Origin of the sequence: Mycobacterium sp. Root135 (genome assembly GCF_001426545.1) — a bacterium.
In the GTDB taxonomy this organism is placed as follows: domain Bacteria; phylum Actinomycetota; class Actinomycetes; order Mycobacteriales; family Mycobacteriaceae; genus Mycobacterium.
The window spans coordinates 1,424,088-1,442,264 of sequence record NZ_LMEZ01000001.1 but is presented as its reverse complement, the minus strand read 5'-3'; the positions used below and the strand labels follow the sequence as shown (position 1 = coordinate 1,442,264).

18 protein-coding genes are annotated in these 18,177 nt (G+C 63.7%); 11 read left to right on the top strand and 7 right to left on the bottom strand.

The features are described 5' to 3' along the window. Window positions 1-17 precede the first annotated feature (17 nt). Window positions 18-767: a phosphatase PAP2 family protein gene (locus ASD37_RS06985; RefSeq protein WP_056549391.1), complete on the top strand. Its 750-nt coding sequence runs from the start codon at window positions 18-20 to the stop codon at window positions 765-767. A gap of 509 nt (window positions 768-1,276) precedes the next feature. Further along, window positions 1,277-2,389, top strand: coding sequence for a hypothetical protein (locus ASD37_RS06980; protein WP_156720726.1), 1,113 nt, complete (start codon window positions 1,277-1,279; stop codon window positions 2,387-2,389). A gap of 370 nt (window positions 2,390-2,759) precedes the next feature. On the opposite strand, the gene ASD37_RS06975 is transcribed toward ASD37_RS06980, so the two are convergent. Both ASD37_RS06975 and ASD37_RS06970 read right to left on the bottom strand, forming a co-directional pair. Continuing rightward, on the bottom strand, window positions 2,760-3,104 hold the full coding sequence (locus tag ASD37_RS06975; RefSeq protein ID WP_056550007.1) for a heme-binding protein: 345 nt from the start codon (window positions 3,102-3,104) through the stop codon (window positions 2,760-2,762). Window positions 3,105-3,148: 44 nt separating this feature from the next. Then, a complete protein-coding gene (locus ASD37_RS06970; RefSeq protein WP_056549387.1) occupies window positions 3,149-3,448 on the bottom strand; it encodes a hypothetical protein in 300 nt (99 codons plus the stop codon). A gap of 277 nt (window positions 3,449-3,725) precedes the next feature. On the opposite strand from ASD37_RS06970, the gene ASD37_RS06965 reads away from it, so the two are divergent. The 3 genes from ASD37_RS06965 to ASD37_RS06955 are packed head-to-tail and all read left to right on the top strand — an operon-like array spanning window position 3,726 to window position 6,633. Further along, on the top strand, window positions 3,726-4,286 hold the full coding sequence (locus tag ASD37_RS06965; RefSeq protein WP_056549386.1) for a hypothetical protein: 561 nt from the start codon (window positions 3,726-3,728) through the stop codon (window positions 4,284-4,286). Further along, window positions 4,287-5,606, top strand: coding sequence for a hypothetical protein (locus ASD37_RS06960; RefSeq protein ID WP_056549384.1), 1,320 nt, complete (start codon window positions 4,287-4,289; stop codon window positions 5,604-5,606). It abuts the gene before it with no gap. Window positions 5,607-5,616: 10 nt separating this feature from the next. Beyond that, window positions 5,617-6,633, top strand: coding sequence for a hypothetical protein (locus ASD37_RS06955; protein WP_056549382.1), 1,017 nt, complete (start codon window positions 5,617-5,619; stop codon window positions 6,631-6,633). A 30-nt stretch (window positions 6,634-6,663) separates the two neighbouring features. On the opposite strand, the gene ASD37_RS06950 is transcribed toward ASD37_RS06955, so the two are convergent. Continuing rightward, entirely contained in the window at window positions 6,664-7,455 is a 792-nt protein-coding gene (locus tag ASD37_RS06950) for a DUF4239 domain-containing protein (protein ID WP_056549380.1), read from the bottom strand. 652 nt (window positions 7,456-8,107) lie between these two features. Further along, a complete protein-coding gene (locus ASD37_RS06945; protein WP_056549378.1) occupies window positions 8,108-8,470 on the bottom strand; it encodes a hypothetical protein in 363 nt (120 codons plus the stop codon). 557 nt (window positions 8,471-9,027) lie between these two features. Between ASD37_RS06945 and ASD37_RS30845 the strand changes: the two genes are divergently transcribed. Next, window positions 9,028-10,305, top strand: a complete 1,278-nt coding sequence (locus ASD37_RS30845) for an EAL domain-containing protein (RefSeq protein ID WP_162253227.1) — start codon at window positions 9,028-9,030, stop codon at window positions 10,303-10,305. Between the two features lie 55 nt (window positions 10,306-10,360). On the opposite strand, the gene ASD37_RS06935 is transcribed toward ASD37_RS30845, so the two are convergent. Further along, the gene (locus tag ASD37_RS06935; RefSeq protein WP_056549376.1) at window positions 10,361-11,983 is read right to left on the bottom strand and encodes a CdaR family transcriptional regulator; all 1,623 of its coding nucleotides are present in this window, start codon (window positions 11,981-11,983) and stop codon (window positions 10,361-10,363) included. Window positions 11,984-12,105: 122 nt separating this feature from the next. Here ASD37_RS06935 and lysA point away from each other — a divergent pair, with 122 nt between their 5' ends. From lysA to ASD37_RS06915, 4 genes are read left to right on the top strand one after another with little or no spacing between them, the layout of a single operon-like run. Further along, window positions 12,106-13,407, top strand: a complete 1,302-nt coding sequence (gene lysA, locus ASD37_RS06930; RefSeq protein ID WP_200959753.1) for a diaminopimelate decarboxylase — start codon at window positions 12,106-12,108, stop codon at window positions 13,405-13,407. Window positions 13,408-13,465: 58 nt separating this feature from the next. After that, complete coding sequence (locus ASD37_RS06925; protein WP_200959752.1) at window positions 13,466-14,410, top strand: ABC transporter substrate-binding protein; 945 nt, start codon at window positions 13,466-13,468, stop codon at window positions 14,408-14,410. Beyond that, entirely contained in the window at window positions 14,397-15,398 is a 1,002-nt protein-coding gene (locus ASD37_RS06920; RefSeq protein ID WP_082569959.1) for an amino acid ABC transporter permease, read from the top strand. The genes ASD37_RS06925 and ASD37_RS06920 overlap by 14 nt, the downstream gene beginning before the upstream one ends. Beyond that, window positions 15,395-16,192 carry an amino acid ABC transporter ATP-binding protein gene (locus ASD37_RS06915; RefSeq protein WP_304438703.1) on the top strand — a complete coding sequence of 266 codons (798 nt, stop codon included), beginning with the start codon at window positions 15,395-15,397 and terminating at the stop codon, window positions 16,190-16,192. Before ASD37_RS06920 ends, ASD37_RS06915 begins: the two co-directional genes overlap by 4 nt. A 122-nt stretch (window positions 16,193-16,314) precedes the next feature. Here ASD37_RS06915 and ASD37_RS06910 read toward each other — a convergent pair whose 3' ends face one another. After that, entirely contained in the window at window positions 16,315-16,686 is a 372-nt protein-coding gene (locus ASD37_RS06910; RefSeq protein WP_056549374.1) for a hypothetical protein, read from the bottom strand. A 110-nt stretch (window positions 16,687-16,796) separates the two neighbouring features. Between ASD37_RS06910 and ASD37_RS06905 the strand changes: the two genes are divergently transcribed. After that, window positions 16,797-17,021: a hypothetical protein gene (locus tag ASD37_RS06905; RefSeq protein WP_056549372.1), complete on the top strand. Its 225-nt coding sequence runs from the start codon at window positions 16,797-16,799 to the stop codon at window positions 17,019-17,021. Window positions 17,022-17,138: 117 nt separating this feature from the next. Here the strand turns inward: ASD37_RS06905 and ASD37_RS06900 are convergent, their stop codons facing one another. Beyond that, complete coding sequence (locus ASD37_RS06900; RefSeq protein WP_235567983.1) at window positions 17,139-18,107, bottom strand: polysaccharide pyruvyl transferase family protein; 969 nt, start codon at window positions 18,105-18,107, stop codon at window positions 17,139-17,141. Window positions 18,108-18,177: the final 70 nt, after the last annotated feature.

Sequence of the window (18,177 nt, the reverse complement as noted above, 5' to 3'; positions counted from 1 at the left end):
CGCCGCGATCGTGCACAATGATCGCCATCAACATCATCGAGACCGCACTGATCGTTGCGGCTGCAATTCTCATCGCCGCGGCCCTTCGTAGCAGGGGCAGTGCGGGGATGTTGCTGCTATCCGCAGGACTACTCAGCGTCCTGATAGTGCTGGCGCTGCAGATCAATTCGGAGTGGATGACCGATCTCGACACGTCGGTCCGGAAGTGGTTCACCACCCATGAGGGAAGCAAAGGTCCGCGAAACGCGGCGCGACAACTCTTCGCCTTCATTGGACGGCCACTACATGTCGCGATTGCCGCAGTAGTAAGCGGAATGCTGCTGGCCTGGAGAGCGCGATCCCCCTTGCGGGCCGTTGTCGTCATCGGAGTGGTGGGCACGGGAGCTGTCCTCGAGCGGGTATTCAAGGCGCTGGTCACACGGACACCCGACAACCTCTCCAAGCTGTACGACGCGTCACCGCAAGACTTGGCACAGATCGCTGAACACGCTCACACCTTCCCATCGGGCCATGTCATTGGTGCCGCAACATTGCTGGGCATGATTGCGGTGTGCGCTTCCGTTGGGCGTCGGCTCGCTGTGAGAACGACATGGGCTGCCTTCGTTCTGTTCGGTGTGCTGTTCGTTGCCGCACTTACGCTCTTCGTTCGCGCGCACCTTTTCGCCGACGTCATCGGAGGAATGGCCCTCGGTGGGTCAATAGTCGCCGCAGGCGCTGCCCTCATCAGTGCCCTGCATCCAATCGAACGTAGAACGCACCCACACTAGGTAGGTGACCGCATGTCCAGGGACGAGGCTTACCGTTCTGACCACGGAGTACACCCACCGCGTCCCCGCCGTCCGCGCGCCGTCGGCCCGCCGGGTGCTGATTGGTCGTCGCACGACGGGGCTAGCCGTTGCCGTCCCGGGTTTGGCGCTTGGCGGGAGCTCGGTTCAGGTGCGACCCGTCGCGTTCGCAAAGTCGTGCGCCTCTACGGCTTTCGCGAGCGAATTTGGGCGCGTAGCGTCAATTAACTAGCGGATACGCCACTTCTCTTCAATGGAGCAGCAGAATGGCCGACCTCATTTACATCACCATCCCGCGGCAACGATTCAGGGACGGCCTCGCGTGCGTCGCGGTGAGCGGACTGCTTGCCGGAGCCGCCTTCGGGTTGGCGCCCCCGGCAAACGCGACCTGCGCGTCGTTCTTCGGCCTCGGAAACAGCGCGGAATGCACGAGCACCTTGTTCAGCGTCGCATTCGCCATCGGGAACGGTGCGACCGCCCACGCCGACGGGGTGTTGGGTGCCTCGTTTGCCATTGGTACCGCTGCGGCAGCAACCTCGAGTGGCGCGCTCACCCTGGCGTCCGCCGTTGGCAACAACGTCACCGCAGATGCCCAGGGGTTGTTTGGCACCGCCTTGAGCCTCGGCGGCGACGGCAACAACGTGCAGGCCGGTGCTGCGGGATCGATATTCACCGTGGCGGCCAACATTCTCGGCAGTAACAACAACGTGTCGGCGTTGGGCGGCTTTTCCAACCGGGCGATCAACATCGGCGGTGACGACAACACCGTCACGACGCAAGGCAGCTCATTCAACTTTGCTCGCAACATCTTTGGCAGCAACAACACCGTGGCCACCACGGGGGGTTACGGAAACGCGGCTCAAAACATCCTTGGGAATGGCAACACCGTCACGCAACAGGGCGGCGAATTGAATACGGCCACGAACTTCCTCGGCAACGGAAACAGCGTGTCCACTACCGGCGGCTACGGAAACCTGGCGCGAAATCGGTTCGGTGACGACAACGACGTGTCCACTCAGGGCGGATATGCAGACCTCGCCAGCAACCTGCTGGGCACCGGCAACACCGTTACGTCCCGCGGCGGTTACTTCAACGGCGCACGAAACATCGGTGGCAACGGAAACACGCTGACCGTCGGTGGCCCCGGGAGCAACCTGAATCTCGTCGTCAACGTGGGAGGTGGCGGCAACACCATCACCGCCGGTGGGCCCGGCAGCTTGAACGCTGGATTCAACGTGCTTGGTTCCAACAACCAAGTATCAGCGGGTCCTGGGCCGTTCGCACTTGCAGGCACGATCTTGCGGGATGGGCTCTCCGTCACCAAGAACGGCCCTGGCATCGCGATCAACGACGTTCGGGTGGGTGGAGCGTCCGCGACAAGGAGCCAGACCGGTGCCAGTACGAACGGGGCACGTACCAACGGCGCGAGTGCGAACAGCACGCGCGCCGACAGCGCGAGCGCCAACGGGCCGGCAAAGCCGAAGAACAACAAGCAGACAACGACGAAGAGCAACAAGCAGCAGGCGAACAAATCATCCGGGGGGACAAGGGCAACCGGAGGAAGCGGTAACACCGGGGGACCGCGGGGGCATCGGGAAAAGTAGCGCGAACGAGGGTCCACGACCTATGCGGACCAACTGAGAGCGGTCGCGGTCTCTGCCGTCATTCGCCATCCGGGAATCACTCGAGATTGGCCAATGAATGGGTTTCAACGTCCAATCCGCATACGCAGCAAAAGGATTCACCAAAGCTAGCCCGATTCACGTACGGAATCCGATGTACAGATCGGCCTAGCCCACACTGATGATTCGCGTGTTGCGCATTGTGGTCAGAATTAACCGTCCCGCTTGGCCGTCCGGCCGCGTTTGATCGCCCCTGCGGTTCAACTGCATTCAGGGGCTCGGGATGGCCCACCGCGTCCTGTAGTCGTCCTGCGCGATCCAGGCTTCAAGTGGCGGCCTGGGCGTCGAGGTACTAGCCCATGGGCATCTCGGGCATGGGCGCATTACAGCGATCGCGGAAGTCCGCCGCTGCCTGTCGAACAGCCTTGAGCTCGTCGCTCACCTGGGGGTTCGCCTGGAAGTAAGCCTCGACTTCCGAGGTCATTTGATCGCGCGGCTTGCCCTTGAGTCCGGTGAAGAATGCGTTCACGTCAGGGTGGGTGAAGAGGTAGGACGACGTGCCGGCCGAGACGCCGGACATGACGCCGGCGAGGTCGGCTGCCGTGCAGTTGGGCGGATCTGCCGCGGCGACTGCCGACGTCCCTGCGAGCACTGCTCCGGCGATGACGCCGGCGCTGATGATATGACGGATGAACATGGTGGGCTCCTTCTCGATTCGGTTGCGGGACAAGGGTTCTGGTGTCATCGGCGAGGTCCGATACCGCCTGGACGCCCCGGGCCACCCGGGCCACCGATGCCGATGCCCGGATCCCAGATCACGTCGACGCCCCAGTCGTCGTCGCAGTACCACGGATCGGCGCAGTACGAGGGGTAGGCCGCCGAGGGCGGCGTCGGGCCGCCACCGCGAACGTCGCCCTGGGCGCAGACGGTGGCGTAACCGGCGTTGGTGCAGTCCGCCACGGCGGGTGATGCGGAGAGCACGCTGACGGGTATGAGGGCCATGGCCAGCCCCAGGCATGGATAGTGGCTCAACGATCGCATGGTTACGCCTCCAGAACTGGTGGCCCGCCGTTTGCCGTCGTCGTTGTCGGTACGACCGAACCGCTGTCGCGGAGATTAGTCCGCTCTCCAGGCGTCGGGGCGTTATTGAACACTTCGGTGCGCTCGTCGAATTCCGTTGGTGTTCATTCAAGATATGTGCATCGGTAATGGCGCCGAATTACGACGACATTCGTTCGGTGCCTCGTGTCGAAACCCAACCACAGCCCGTCAGCCCGGTGCTACCGTCGCTCGTCTAATCCGTGAAGGGAGCCCGGAAATGGCGGCACACGAGCAGGCATGGACGTCACCGGCGGCCCTGGCAATTCCTCGGGAAGGCTACTTCGAGTTGGAACGGGGCCGGTACGGCCCAACGTATCCGAGGACGCCTGCCTGCCACGGGTTCTCCATCATCGCCAAGGTGAAGGACGGTGAAGAAGACGCAATCCGGGCTTACGGTAAAACGATCGAAGAAACCATCGCGGCAAGCCCGGAGGCGTTGGCACCGCTCAAGTTGCATTACTTGCGCTGGAATCTCTTCGACGTCGGTTCGGGCCTTCACTTCCAGTACATGGGCATCTTCGACACCGACTTCGACAAATACACCGAGGACGCGGTTCAGCTGTTCAGCGCCACGGGCATCACGACCATCTTCACCAAACTCGAGGGATTCCCCGAGGACTGGAAGGAAAATCCCGAGGCCTTCATCAAATTCGTCCGCGATCACCAGGTTCCCAGCTTCCTGGAATACGGCGAGTACCCGTACGTCACCGCCGACGAGATCAAGAAGGCTCTGCGCTTGAAGGCCGCTTTCTCCACCATGCTCGATCAGATGCAATAGATGCTTGAAGTCAACGACATTCAGCACCTTCTGCTGACGCGGACTCCGGCCATCACCGGTCGCTACGAGTTCTTGACATTCGACACTCCCGAAGGCGGCCGCGCATGGTTGTCGGTGATGGCGGGATTGGTCCAGTCCGCCGCGGACGTGCAGGCCACCGTCGAGGAGGCCGATCGTTGGATCAGCGTGGCGTTGACGTGGAATGGGCTGCGTGCGCTGGGGCTACCCGAGGAGTCGCTCACAACGTTCCCCGACGCCTTCCGGGAGGGCATGACGTCGCGGTCGAAAATTCTCGGCGACACCGGCCGCAACGCCCCCGAAAACTGGGTTGGCGGTCTCGCCGGCGATGACGTGCACGCCATCGCCATCCTGTTCTCCCGCACCGACGAACAGTGCCGCATCTCCATCGCCAACCACGATGAGCTACTCGCCCAGACGGACGGGGTTCGTAGTTTGTCGCATCTCGACCTCAACGCGAGTCCACCGTTCAACTACGCGCACGATCACTTTGGCTACCGGGACCGTCTGTCGCAACCGGTGATGAAGGGCTCGGGCGAGGAGCCCACTCCCGGCTCGGGCGCGGCGCTGGAGCCGGGTGAGTTCATCCTCGGGTATCCCGACGAGAACGGTCCGGTGGGCGACCTTCCGCAGCCGGAGGTCTTGGCGCGCAACGGAAGCTACATGGCGTACCGGCGCCTGGAGGAGCACGTCGCGGTGTTTCGCGAGTATCTGCGCGAGAACTCGGAAACGTCGGCGGACGAAGACTTGCTCGCGGCCAAGTTCATGGGCCGCTGGCGCAGCGGCGCTCCGCTGGTGCTGGCGCCCGAGGCCGATGATCCGGAGTTGGGCGCAGACCCGATGCGCAACAACGACTTCAACTACAAGGAGATGGATCCCCACGGCTATGCGTGTCCACTCGGGTCGCACGCCCGAAGATTGAACCCGCGCGACACCGCGCACTACATGAACCGGCGACGGATGATCCGGCGGGGAGCGACTTACGGACCGGCGCTGCCGGAGGGTGCCCCCGACGACGGCGAGGCGCGCGGCATTGCGGCGTTCATCATCTGCGCCGATCTGGTTCGCCAGTTCGAATTCGCGCAGAACGTGTGGATCAACGACAAGGCCTTCCACGAACTCGGCAACGAGCACGATCCGATCGCCGGTGCCCAGGACGGGGCGCTGGACTTCACCGTCCCGAAGCGGCCGATTCGCAAGGTGCACAAGGGCATTCCTGCCTTCACCAGCCTGACGGGCGGGGCCTACTTCTTCCTGCCGGGGTTGAGCGCCATCCGGTACCTCGCTGCGCTCGGAGAATGAAGGACCCATCATGACGGCTCTCCCGACGGCGCGCACCTACAACCAAGCCCACCTAGGCCGTCCCCACAATGGGGGCAGGCGCGTCAGCATCTATTGGACGTGGAGTTATCCCTGGGAGTCGCAGCGCGATCCGGCCTCGATGGAGAACCGGTTCTCCACGATCACCGAAGTCCGCAACGTGCTGTGGCCGGTCTACGAGACGCCCGAGTACGACGCGGCGCACTTCTTGCAGGGCATCGCGGGAACGTTGGAACTGTTCCATCGGTCCACCCTTGCCTTTCAGGACTTGGCGGAGGAAACCACGGGCCATCCCGTCGCGGTTTTTCAGCGCATCGATCAAGCGGGTTACAAGCTACCCATCGACGAACGCATCCTGGCCGACACCGACACCCTCTTGGTCTTCGGTCTCGATCACCTACTGGGCCAAGAGGACGCCGCGCCCGAGGAGATCGCGGCGATCACCGAGTGGCTCAAGCGCGACGGCACCTGCCTGCTGCTGGCACCGCATCACGACGTCGGCTTCACCGACGACTTCGCGCAACGTCAGATGGAGTATGAACACCACGGCGACCGATTGGTGCCCCGTCAACAGCGGTTCAGCGCGTACACCCGGTCCCTGATGAAGGCGCTCGACGTGCCCGTGCACAACGTCTGGGGACTTCGGCCCGCCGTGGTCAACGGCACCAAGGAGATCGCGCCGCTCACCGGCTTTCGCGATCTCGACGGTGCCCAATTGTTGAACGACGTCACCACCTTCAACTTTCACCCCCACCTACCGCACTATGAACTCACCGCACCGGAGAGCGACGACTTGCGGGTGCTCGGACGTCAACTGGTCGACCCGGACCGGCCGCACCCCTTCACCGAGGCGGGCAACACCGAGTTCAACGCCTTGATCTGGATGCCACCCAGGGGCGCTCGTGCCGGTGACATGGTCCTGATCGACTCGACGCACTTCACCACGTTGTTCGGCGGCACCGACAGCCTGCGAAGCTTGTGGCGCAACCTTGCCACGATGCGCAAATAGCGATGAGTGCGCGACTGAGGCTGGGCGTGATCACGTACGACGGTCGATCGCGTCGAAGACGCTTAGTGCTTGGCTGAACGGGGCGGAGGTGACGCCTAGCTGGTTCCCGAAGGGGTGGTCGAGCCAGAAGACGATGAACAGCAGCAAGCCGAGCAGGACGGCGACTGCGCTCAGCAGTCCAAAGTGTGCACGCAGGCTCCCCAACCGCATGAAACCGCCGAGCCCCAGCAGTACGACGCCGCCGAAAATCAGTCCCGTCCACAGCAAGCCGGGTATGCGCGGTTGGGCGTCCAAGATTCGCTCACTGCGCTGCGACGCCAATGTGCTCAGCTGGTCGAGGAACTTCTGACTCATCGGATTGGACGCCACGGTGGACGACTGGCCGCCGAGCACCCTGTACATGTCGTCGAGGGCGCTGCCCGCGCCTTCGGTGGTCATGCCGGCGCGGATTGCGTCTTCCCATTCGGGGCCCTGGACTGCCTTTGCGTATGCGCGGAGCATTTCCCGCATCTGTCCCTGCTCGGGGGCTGGCATTCCGATGGTCTGCCGGTACATCGTCGTAAGCGTCGACGCCTCGTTGGAGACGTTGGTGGCCGCGGAGGAGAACTGTTCCCACCCGACCACGATTGTGAATCCGAGCAACGCGCCGTAGACGAGCCCGACACAGGTCATGAACGGCGACAGCGCCCCGTTGTGGCCTTCGTTCACCGATTTCGGAAGGGTGCGATTCGCCAGCCACATACTGGCTGCCGCGATGAACATGGACGCGAAGAGCGCCAAGCCCAGTAGAAACCAAAGCCCGGTCGTGCCGAAGTCGCCCATGAGATACCCCCACCTGTCGGACGCCAGACACATGCCGTGGATGGCCGCCCTCTCTGGCAGCGGATACCCGATAAGCGCGACGAATTCACCTCAGCCTCAACGGCCTTCAAACTTGGGTAGTACTGCCCGTCGGCCACGATGTCTGCGCATGCCGCGAGCGCGACCGACGCGGCTGGCACTCGTTTTGCGGGATTCTTGGATGGCTTGCCGAACAGTTGCTCGATAGCAGTCTTCGCAGTGGGGTCAAGTCCGGGTGTCCCCAGCAACCAGTCACGCAGCTCGAACGCGTGTCGGCAAAACTGTCGTAGTGGGTCGGTGGATTCCAGACGATCACTGATGTTGGTGTCCTCCACGGTTGCTCGGAGGTCCACGAAGGAACGCCATAGGCGTTCGCTCTCGTCCCGCCAAGTCTCGTCGAGCACTTCGCGAGCATATGTCGGACGTTGACCACATTTCTGACGACGACGCTGACGGCAGTTGCGCGCTGAGCTACCTCCACAACACGACGTCCGGACTGCTCAACAGCGTGTTCACGTGGCAAGCCCGCTCCTGGCAGTGTGGGGGTCAGGGGTTCGAATCCCCTTGGCTCCACTCCGGCGCGCCGACGAGAAGGCCGGGCCCGTCACATACGCCGACTGATTGCCGTCGGGAACTACTGGCCGTAGGTGTAGCGCAGGTTTGCGTGGATCAACGTGTTGATCCGCTTGCGCATGTGACCGGTCAAGCTGTCGTCGGGCGCCGGCTCGTCGACGGTCAGCGTCCAGCGGAGGTTGGTGCCTTGACCAGTACCTTCCTGCAGCACGTCGAAGGTGATCCGTGCGTCCGGCCGCCGCGGCCACAACGAGGACCACCTCACGTAAGTCGGCTTCCGGGATTCCTGCACGACGGGCGGCATCTCGTCGTCGAGTAGGTTCAGCCATGGCCGGGCGGCACTGCGGTTCGGCACGGTGAGATCTTCGAACACCACGTGCGGCGGTGCGGGAAGGCCCCGCCTCCGGGATCCGACCTCGGTCATCGACCCAGCGTGGCACTGCGTCGCGGCGGGCGCGAGCGAGTTTCGTCGCGGTGCCAGCGAAACGAAAGTTTGAGCGGCCGGTGCACCACCTGCCTTTGTGGTCGGTTCACGGTGGTGAAGGTCCGACGGTACTTAGTCCCAATGATTCAGTGCGAGTGTCGAATTGACGCTGGCGGTAGCTTGGCACATCGGTGATGCGCAGACGCGAGTCGCTCGCCAAGCACGGGTGGCGCGGAAGCTGCTGCAGCCTTGGGGATTTCGAGGTTTCAACCCGTCGCGCTGGGGCGGCGTCGCCCGTGATCAAGGCAGTGCGGGTCACCCCGGGGTAGTCCACAGTTCGTCCGGGGTGTGACGGCGCGCTGCGCGCCGCCCGTTGCTGCAGCGTCCTTCACGGGCCGAAGGCTGTCGTTTTACAAGGTGATTTGCTTGTTGCACGACGTTGCCGCCGACGAATTGCGTAACCTGAGTGAGACCTGTGACGCCGCGGGCTTCGCTAAACCTCGGCTCACAACAGCACTACTTCCAGCGGGTCGTGGCCGATGTGGAGGAATGGCGCAATGGATCAGCTGGTACGCGCACTGACCACCTCGATGGATCCAGCGGCTTTGATGGTTCGCGTCGCCGAGCAAGCGTGTGCGTTCATGGCCAATGCCGATGGCGCAGCGATAGCCCTGCTTCGCGCCTCCGACAATGCCTACGTGACGGTGTCCGCCAGCGGCGTGCTGGCGCCCGCCATGGGCTTCGTAATCTCGAAGGACCATAGTGTGCAAGGCATTGCTGCGCAGGAGAAGCAGCCGCTCCTGGTGCACGATTCGTCGACCGACACCCGGCTGTCGCACGGCGTCCGGGCGCTCAACAAACAGTGGGGCACTCGATCATGGGCGGTGATTCCGTTGATAAACAACGACCAAGCCATGGGTTCTCTGATGCTCGCCGCGACAGACCCGGGTGCCTTCACTGCGACGGACATCGATCCGATGGTTGCGGTCAGCGACTTTGTTTCGGCGTTGATCGTCAGCCAGTCGGAGCTCTCGACACTGCTGACCCACGCGATGGTCGACGGCCGAGACCGTGCGGAGCGAGCCTTCACGGCTCGTTTCGTCACATCGGTGATGGTGCCGGAGGCAGTCGAGACCGAGGGACACCAGGTTCGACTGGACGCCCTGCTCGCGCAGCCCGACGTCCTTCGCGTGGCGTTCCAGCCCATCGTGCACCTGGCGAGTTGCGCGACGATCGCCTACGAAGGGTTGGCGCGCTTTCCGGCACCGTCGGAGCTGACCCCGGCGCAGTGGTTCAGCACGGCGCGCCGCCTGGGTCGGGGCCTCGATCTCGAATATGCGGCGCTGCGTGCGGTCGTGGCCGCCGCTCGCGGCATCCCGATCGATTGTCCGGTCGCGGTCAATCTGAGTCCAACTGCTGCACTGGACGAGTCGATCCAGGAGTTCCTGCTAGCCCAAGATCGAAGATTGGTCGTTGAAATCACCGAACACGAGCCGTTTCCCGACGGCCTTGCCGCGGGCCTGACACGCCTGCGCGAACACGGTATCGGCCTAGCGGTCGACGATGCAGGTGCCGGTTATGCCAGCTTCACTCAATTGCTACGACTCCGCCCTGACTTCATCAAGATCGACGGTGAGCTGATTGCCGACATCGACAATGATCCGGCCAAGCGAGCCATAGCCACCGCGCTCACCTCGCTTGGTGTGGAGATGAACGCGACGATGGTCGCTGAAGCGGTGGAAACCGCAGGCCAGCTCCAGGCCCTGATTCATCTCGGTATCGAGTACGGCCAGGGCTATCACCTCGGCATGCCCAAAAGCCTTGATAAGCAATAGCATCGGAGATCGTCGTGGTCCAAGGGCCTGCCGACGGAAACCGTTGGCGGACTTCCTACGGCCTACCGTCGCGGCCGTCTTGACTGGGTGCGAGACGCAGCTGGAGCCAGGTGGTGAGGATGTCGTCGGGGTATCCGAGAGGTACGCCGAAGCCAACTGCGGCCCGTCGTAGTCGATAGCGCAGCGTGTTGGGGTGAATGTTGAGTTGTCGGGCGGTCTCGGCGACGTCGCCCAATGCGCCGAAGTAGGTACACAGGGTCGACCGGTACTCCGTGCCTCGAGCTCGGTCGTGGTCGAGCAGAGCCTGGACTCCGGAATGGAGCGGAGTCTCGTTGCGGGCGAACTCGCGGCCGAGAGTGGTCAGCAGTATCTGGGCGTAGATGTCGGTGGCGGTGGCAACGGACGGCGCAGAGTCGACGGATCCGATGACGGCGAGTATCTGGTCCACCTCGCGGCGCAGTCGGTGTAGCGCGGAGGGTCCTCGCCCCGCGGAACTGATGGCGGCGTGAGCTGGATGGCCGAGGCGCGCCTCCACCGCCTTCGACGCACCGGTGGCCACCCGGCGGGGCGTCTCGTCGTCGCGCACGGAGGGGAACAGCACGTAGACGGTGCGGCCGATGGCGACGCAGGAGACGTTCGTCAAGAAGACGCCGCAGTACTGCTCTACTGCCGTGGTCAGCTGGGGGAGCAGGGGCGGGGGCCCGCCTCCGGCGGGGAAGGTGAACCCCACCACGACCGATGGCACGTCGGCGGCCATGCCGAACCGAGTTGCCGTTGCGGCGAGCGAACCGTGCCCCTCGAGCAGCGACCTCAGCCATTCCGCCCGCAACTGCCGTTCGACGTCGACCGCGCTTTGGGCTTGGAGGATGTGAATGGCCGCGAGCCGGCACGCGTCCTGCAGCGCGGTCTCACCCTCGGGTCCGACGGGCTGGTCGGCCTCGATCACCCAGATCGACCCGACCGGTTGACGGCCGGCCCGGACCGCGACCGCGCACCGTGGCAACTCTCCGTCGGTGTGGTCGTAGGGGAAGTGGAGCACCCCGTCGGCGAGTAGGAGTTCGCGGTACTGCCTGATGTTCTTGTCCATGTCGGGGACGCGGCGGGCCAGGATTCCGATCCGGCGCATCCGGTCTACCTTGTGCTCCTCCAGGTTGGAGTAGGCCAGCACGTTGCGATCGAGGTCCTCGATCGCGACCGCTCCCTTCAGTGCCGTGGCGATCGCGTTGGCGAGTACGAACAGGTCGCCACTGCCGGCGGCGTTGGGGTGGTCATTCCGCGAGTGGCTGCTGGTCACGGACACGATCAGCCGGTCCAGGTGCCGCCAGGAAACCGCCTCGTCGACGACCAAGAGGGCGATGCCCGCGGTCCTTGCTGCGTCGGCGACATCGTGGAGCGGTTGCTCTCTCGCCTTGACCACCAGGGCCGAGTAACCACGCTTGGCGGCAGCCGGCATCGTGGTGCTGACCTGCGGGGAATCGGGTGCGAGGCCCACCATGAGCAGCACACCGCCGGGGCTGTCGGGTAGTTCGTCCATCGGGTCGAAGATCACCGGCCCACTGGCGATGTTCCCGAGCCCGACGGCGGTGGGCACGGCACGAATCACGACGGTGCCCAAGGTGTGAACCAAGTCCCCGACGGTGAGTGCCGACGGTCCTCGGCGCCCGGGAAGCTCATCCATTCGGCCAGATTAATCGAGCTGGACTTGGCCGAACGCACAACTGTCTCCCGGAGTTGCGGCGCACAGACTTCTCACAGCAGGTCGAGACCACCCCGTCGACGCCCGAGACACCGAAGGACATCGTGAGCACCACCGAATCACCCCGTCTTACCCCCGCTGACGTCCTTGGCGTCTTTCCCGAGGAATCGGGCCTCACCGAGACAGGTGAACTCACCATCGGCGGCTGCAGTGTCAGCCAACTGGCCGAGGAATTCGGCACCCCCGCCTATGTCGTCGACGAGCAGGGTCTGCGTCGCCAGGTCCGACGTTTCGTCGACGGGTTGGCCAGCCGCTGGCCGCGTTCAACGGTGCTGTTCGCGTCGAAATCGCTTCCGGCCGTTGCCATGTACGCGATCGCCCAGTCCGAGGGACTCGGCGTCGACGTCGCCGGCGGCGGCGAGCTGATGATGGCGCTGGCGGCAGGTGTCGACCCGGCCCGCATCTACATGCACGGGAACGCCAAGTCCGATGCCGAGATCGACATGGCACTGCAGGCGGGAATCCGATGCATCATCGTGGACAACCTGGACGAGCTCGCGCGACTGGAGGCACTGACCACCCGGCCGCAGTCCGTGATGATCCGGTTGACGCCGGGAATCGACCCGCGGACCCACGCCTCACAGGCCACCGGCGGCACTGACTCGAAGTTCGGGCTGCCCCGCGAACAGGTGGAGTTGGCGGCGAAGCGCATTGCGGCGCACCCCTTTCTGAGCTTGGAGGGCATCCATGTTCACATCGGTTCCCAGGTGCTGGAGACCGAGCCGTTCGCCGACGCGGTGAAGACGGTCGCCGATTTGGGGCCCTTCGAGACCTACGACATCGGCGGCGGATTGGGTGTCCAGTACACCGAGGACCAACCGGCGCCGAGTGTGGAGCAGTACCTCGACGCCGTGGTGGACGCGGCACGCGCACATCTGCCGGCCGGGGCACGGTTGATCATCGAGCCAGGGCGCTCCCTGGTCGCTCGTGCTGGCGTCTCCCTCTACCGCGTCAACGCGGTCAAGCACACCGGTAAGACGTTCGTCGCCGTGGACGGTGGAATGGCGGACAACTTGGACATCGCGCTGACGGGCCAGCGCTATCACGCCGTCGTCGCGACCACCATGGACCGCGTACCGGACACGGTCTGCGACGTCGTCGGCCGCCAGTGTGAATCCGGGGACCTGATGGTGGGTGGAGCCAAGTTGGTCGACCCGAAGGTCGGCGACCTCGTGGTCATTCCCGTGACCGGGGCCTACAGCTACACGATGGCCAACCACTACAACGGCGCCCCGATCCCGCCGATCGTCTTCTGCGCGGACGGCAAGGCCTCGCTGGCCGCCCGTCGAGAGACCTACGAAGACATGTTGCAAACACACCAACCGGCCTTCACCCGCCAATGGTGAAGTCTCTCAGCCGATTACATGTCCGAACCGCGAACCATCACCATGAAGGAGACCGACCATGACGACAACGAAGAGATTCCGCACCCGTTTTCTTGGCAGCACCGTGTTGATGGGTGCCGCGACCGCGCTCGTCTTGTCGGGGTGCTCCGGTGGCGGATCGAGTCCGGCGACCAGCACGGAAACTAGTTCGAGCACGTCGGCCCAAGTCGACGCCGCGGCGGCGGCGCTGTTGCCCGCCAAGTACAAGGAGTCGGGGATCAACGTCGCCGCCGACATGCCCAACCCGCCGATGGAGATGCTGGACGAGAACCAGAACCCGACGGGCTTCGACTACGACCTCGCCCAGGCACTCGGTGCCAAGCTCGGGGTGAAGTTCACGTTCGTCCAGCAGACCTTCGACACCGCGGTGCCTTCGCTGCAGGCAGGCAAGCACGACATCATCATGGCCGGCATGAACGACACCGTCGAGCGTCAGAAAGTGCTCGACTTCGTCGACTACTTCCACGCTGGATTCGTGATCGTGGTGCAGAAGGGCAATCCGGAGAACATCACCCGGATTCTGGATCTCTGTGGCAAGAACGTCGCGGTCCAGAAGTCGACCGTGCAGGGGGAGCTGCTCGAGGGCTATGCCGACAAGTGCAAGGCAGCGGGTGCCGGACCGATCAACCTCGTCCAGCTCCCGACCGAACTGGACGCCCAGACCGCCGTGCGTTCCAACAAGGCGGTCGCCGACGTCGTCGACGCCTCGGTGGGGACCTATGCAGCCGAAACTGCCGGTGATGGTCAGATCTTCGAGCTCGTCAAGGACGTAGAGCACCCGGGTGGATACAACCCCGTCTACACCGGAATCGGGCTGCTCAAGGGCAACGACGACCTGGCAAAGGCCCTCAACATGGCTCTGCAATCGGTGATGGACGACGGCACGTACGCGAAGCTCCTGGACAAGTACAAGCTGTCGGACTTTGCGATCGACAAGGCCGGGATCAACCGTGCCTCGGAGTGACCTCACCGACTACGGCACCTCAGGAAAACCGCCACCGGTAGACCTCGGCTCGCTACCGGCGGCCGACGGTGAGGACGACGACGACATCGTCGCGCTACCCCTGCGACACACGTGGCGGTGGGTCGCGGCCGGTGTGTTGGGGCTTGGGTTCGTCTGGTTGGCGTCGTCGCTGTGGAACAACGAGAACGTCGACCACGGCACGATCGCCAAATTCATGTTCAGCGATCAGATCGTGCACGGCGCCGTGTTGACGATCGTCCTGACCTTTCTGGCGATGGTGCTGTCGACCATCCTCGGGGTCGTCCTCGCCCTCATGCGGCTCTCGAGCAACCCGGTGTTGAGTGGCCTGGCTTGGCTCTACATCTGGGTATTCCGCGGCACCCCGCTGCTAGTGCAGATCGTCTTCTGGGGTTACTTGGGCTTGTTGTACAAACAGATCAGCCTTGGCGTGCCGTTCACCGACTTCACGGTGTTTGCCATCGACACGAACACCCTCATCCCCGCGTTCGTCGCCGGTGTCATCGCGTTGACGACCAATCAGGCCGCATACACCGCCGAAATCGTGCGGGCGGGAATGCTTTCGGTAGACCCGGGGCAGAAAGAAGCCGCGTACTCCCTGGGCATGACGCCGTTGTTCTGTCTGCTCAAGGTCGAACTTCCCCAGGCGATGCGAGTGATCATCCCGCCAATGGGCAACGAAACCATCTCCATGCTCAAGGACACCGCGTTGCTGAGTTTGATCGCGGTACTCGAGCTCTACACCGTCGCCGAGCGCATTTCGGCACAGAACCTGCGCCAAGTCGAGTTGTTGGTGGTGGTCAGTTGCTGGTATCTGGTTTTGACATCTGTGTTGTCGGTCCCGCAGTACTACCTGGAGCGGCGCTTCGGCCGCGGAAGCCGCGTGCTCGGCCCGACACCGGTCGGACGTGTCGTGGCCCTTCTGCGCCGGCAGCCCAAGCCGCGGGTAACAGACAAGGAGTCGCTATGACCGTCACCGACAGCGGCAGCGTGCAGGCGCCTGAAGAACCGCTGCTCACCGCGCGGCGGGTGCGCAAGCGCTTCGGCAAGGTCGACGTCCTCAAGGGCATCACCCTGAGCGTGGCCAAGGGGGAGGTGATGTGCCTGCTCGGCCCCTCGGGATCAGGCAAGTCGACGTTCCTGCGCTGCATCAACCACCTTGAAACCATCGACGGTGGGCGCATCAACTTCGACGGTGAGTTGATCGGCTACACCCAGCGAAAGGGGGCACTGCAGGAGATGACTCCGCGCGAGGTCGCCCGGCAGCGGCGTGGAATCGGCATGGTGTTCCAGCGGTTCAACCTGTTCCCTCACCTGACCGCGCTGGAGAATGTGACCGCGGCACCGATCGGCATCCGCAAGATCCCGAAGACCAAGGCGATCGCCGAAGCCCGGGAACTGCTCGACCAGGTAGGACTGGCCGACTTCGCTCACGCGCACCCTGCGCAACTGTCCGGAGGACAGCAGCAGCGCGTCGCGATCGCCCGGGCCCTTGCCATGGAGCCGAAACTGATGCTGTTCGACGAACCAACCTCGGCGCTGGACCCCGAACTGGTGGGGGACGTGCTCGACGTCATGCAGAAACTGGCCAAGAGCGGGATGACCATGGTGGTGGTCACCCACGAGATCGGGTTCGCCCGCGGTGTCGCCGACAGCATCGTCTTCATGGACGAAGGCGTAGTGGTCGAGTCCGGCCCGCCGAGCGAGATTCTCCGCAGTCCACGACATCAGCGCACCAAGGCATTCCTCGACAGCGTGATGTAGTGGTCTGGCCGGCGGACTGACCTGGGAGCGCGCTGCCGAGTCGCTGAATGGCGTGTCAACGGATGGTCTGTCGGACGGGTAACCTCCAGCCGCGTGGGGATGCGGATCAGTAAGTGGCAGCACTACATATCCGTTCGAGGGTTGTTGATGACCGCACTGGTCGTCGCGACGGCGGCCATCGTGGCGGTGACCATCTGGTACCCGCGAAGCGCGCCGACCGATGCGCCCGATGAGAAGTACCCACCTTCGGCGACGTCCGCGCCCCAGATAACGCCATCGCCTGAGGTGGCGCCGCCAGCAGCGCCGATCGCCGTGTCGACGCCCGCCCCTGCGGTCGAGGTTCCCACCACCACTGCGTCGGAGACGTACACCCCGACATATGTTCCGCCGCCGGTGGTGAGCGAGGCCCCCACGACCACCGCGCCGTCCACCACCGGCACCCCGTCGCCAAGTGCGGCACCGACTACTCGATCGCGCCCAAAGACGAACGTCACACGTTCCGACAATCCTTACCACGTGCCGACGTTCACCGGTGTGCCCAAACCGTAGGTCGGCCCCCAACCGAAAACGTTTGACCATAGGTGTTCTCGGCTAAGTTTCATTCATGCGAAACCTGCTGAGCCGTTCGACCTTCTTGGCCATTCCCATCGTCGCGGTGTCCTTGCTGAGTGCAGGCACCGGTTCGGCGGATCCCCTCAACTGTGTGAACGGACAGTTCTGGGATCCCATCACCAACACCTGCCAGACGCCGCGTCCGGCGGAAGACTGTGCGCCCGGTCAGTACTGGAACGCGCTGTCCAACGTCTGCCGGCCGCTGGGTCAGCTTTAAATCAATCGAAAACCGGCGCTACTCTTGCCCGTTCGTGAAGCGCCCGACGTACGGCCCGTGTGTTGCGTCGTGAATTTCACACGCGAGACCGGCGCCGGTGGCTGCCAGCCACTCGGACTAGGTAGCGGACCGACGGTTCGTCAGATCGGCCAGGGCAGCCTCGGCGTCACGCCAGGTCGGGACGAACGTCGCCGTCGGCGACTCATGTGTCCAGGCGTCCCAGAGCGCACGCACCTTGCCGTACCGGTCGTTGACGACAATGTGCTCGATCCCGCACAGCGTGGCAATGACATGGCCGTGCAGTCGGTCGGTGACCAGGATGCGCCCTCGAGAAAGCATCTGAATTGCCCATTGCAGGTTTTGCTGCGCAAACCGATTCGCCATCGTCGGGCCGAGGCTGCGCGCCGGTAACTTGTCGGCCACGGTCACCGCGGTCCGCATGACGTTGCGACGACTGAGGACAGCCGTCTTGTTCCAGTCGACCGTTGGGCGTCCCGACTCCCGCTCGGCCGCGGCCTCGTCGTCCTGGCGCGCCTGCAGCACAACGTCTTCGGACGGGGCATCCCGCTCGAGTCTTCCCAGCGCGAAGGCAGTGTCCGGAACGAGTGCGATTCGGCAGTCGAATTCGCTCTGCGCGATCGCCAGCGACCGGTGGTCGCGGACGAGAAGGGTGAAGTCGGGGTGGCTCCCGATTGCCCGCTTCATTCGCTCGACGATGTTCGAATTCGCTAGTTCTAGCGATTGAGGCATCTGCACGATCGGTCGATTGGGAAAGTCGTTCAGAATTTGAATTCGCAATTCGTCGTGGTGCGGGTAGAGACCGCCAAAATTGCCGCCGCCATTGATGACAATCGGGCCTGCCGCATTCAACTTGTCGCGCCGATACGTCGACGACGACGTCGTCGATCTCACCTCGATGTCGAACGCCTCCGCGACTTTGAGGCATCCGAGCCAGATCGCATGATCACCGCAGTTGAAGTGGTGCGGAAAGTCGGCCAGATCCCACTCGGGTGCGTCGGCGAAGATCGGCTCTAGGCCATTGAGCAGGGTGCTCCGAGTTCGCTCGACAAGATCAGTCAAGATCAACCTTTTCCATTCGCAGAGATATCACCCGTAGGTCGGCGGACAGCAGGTTCACATTGTATTCTCACTTGCC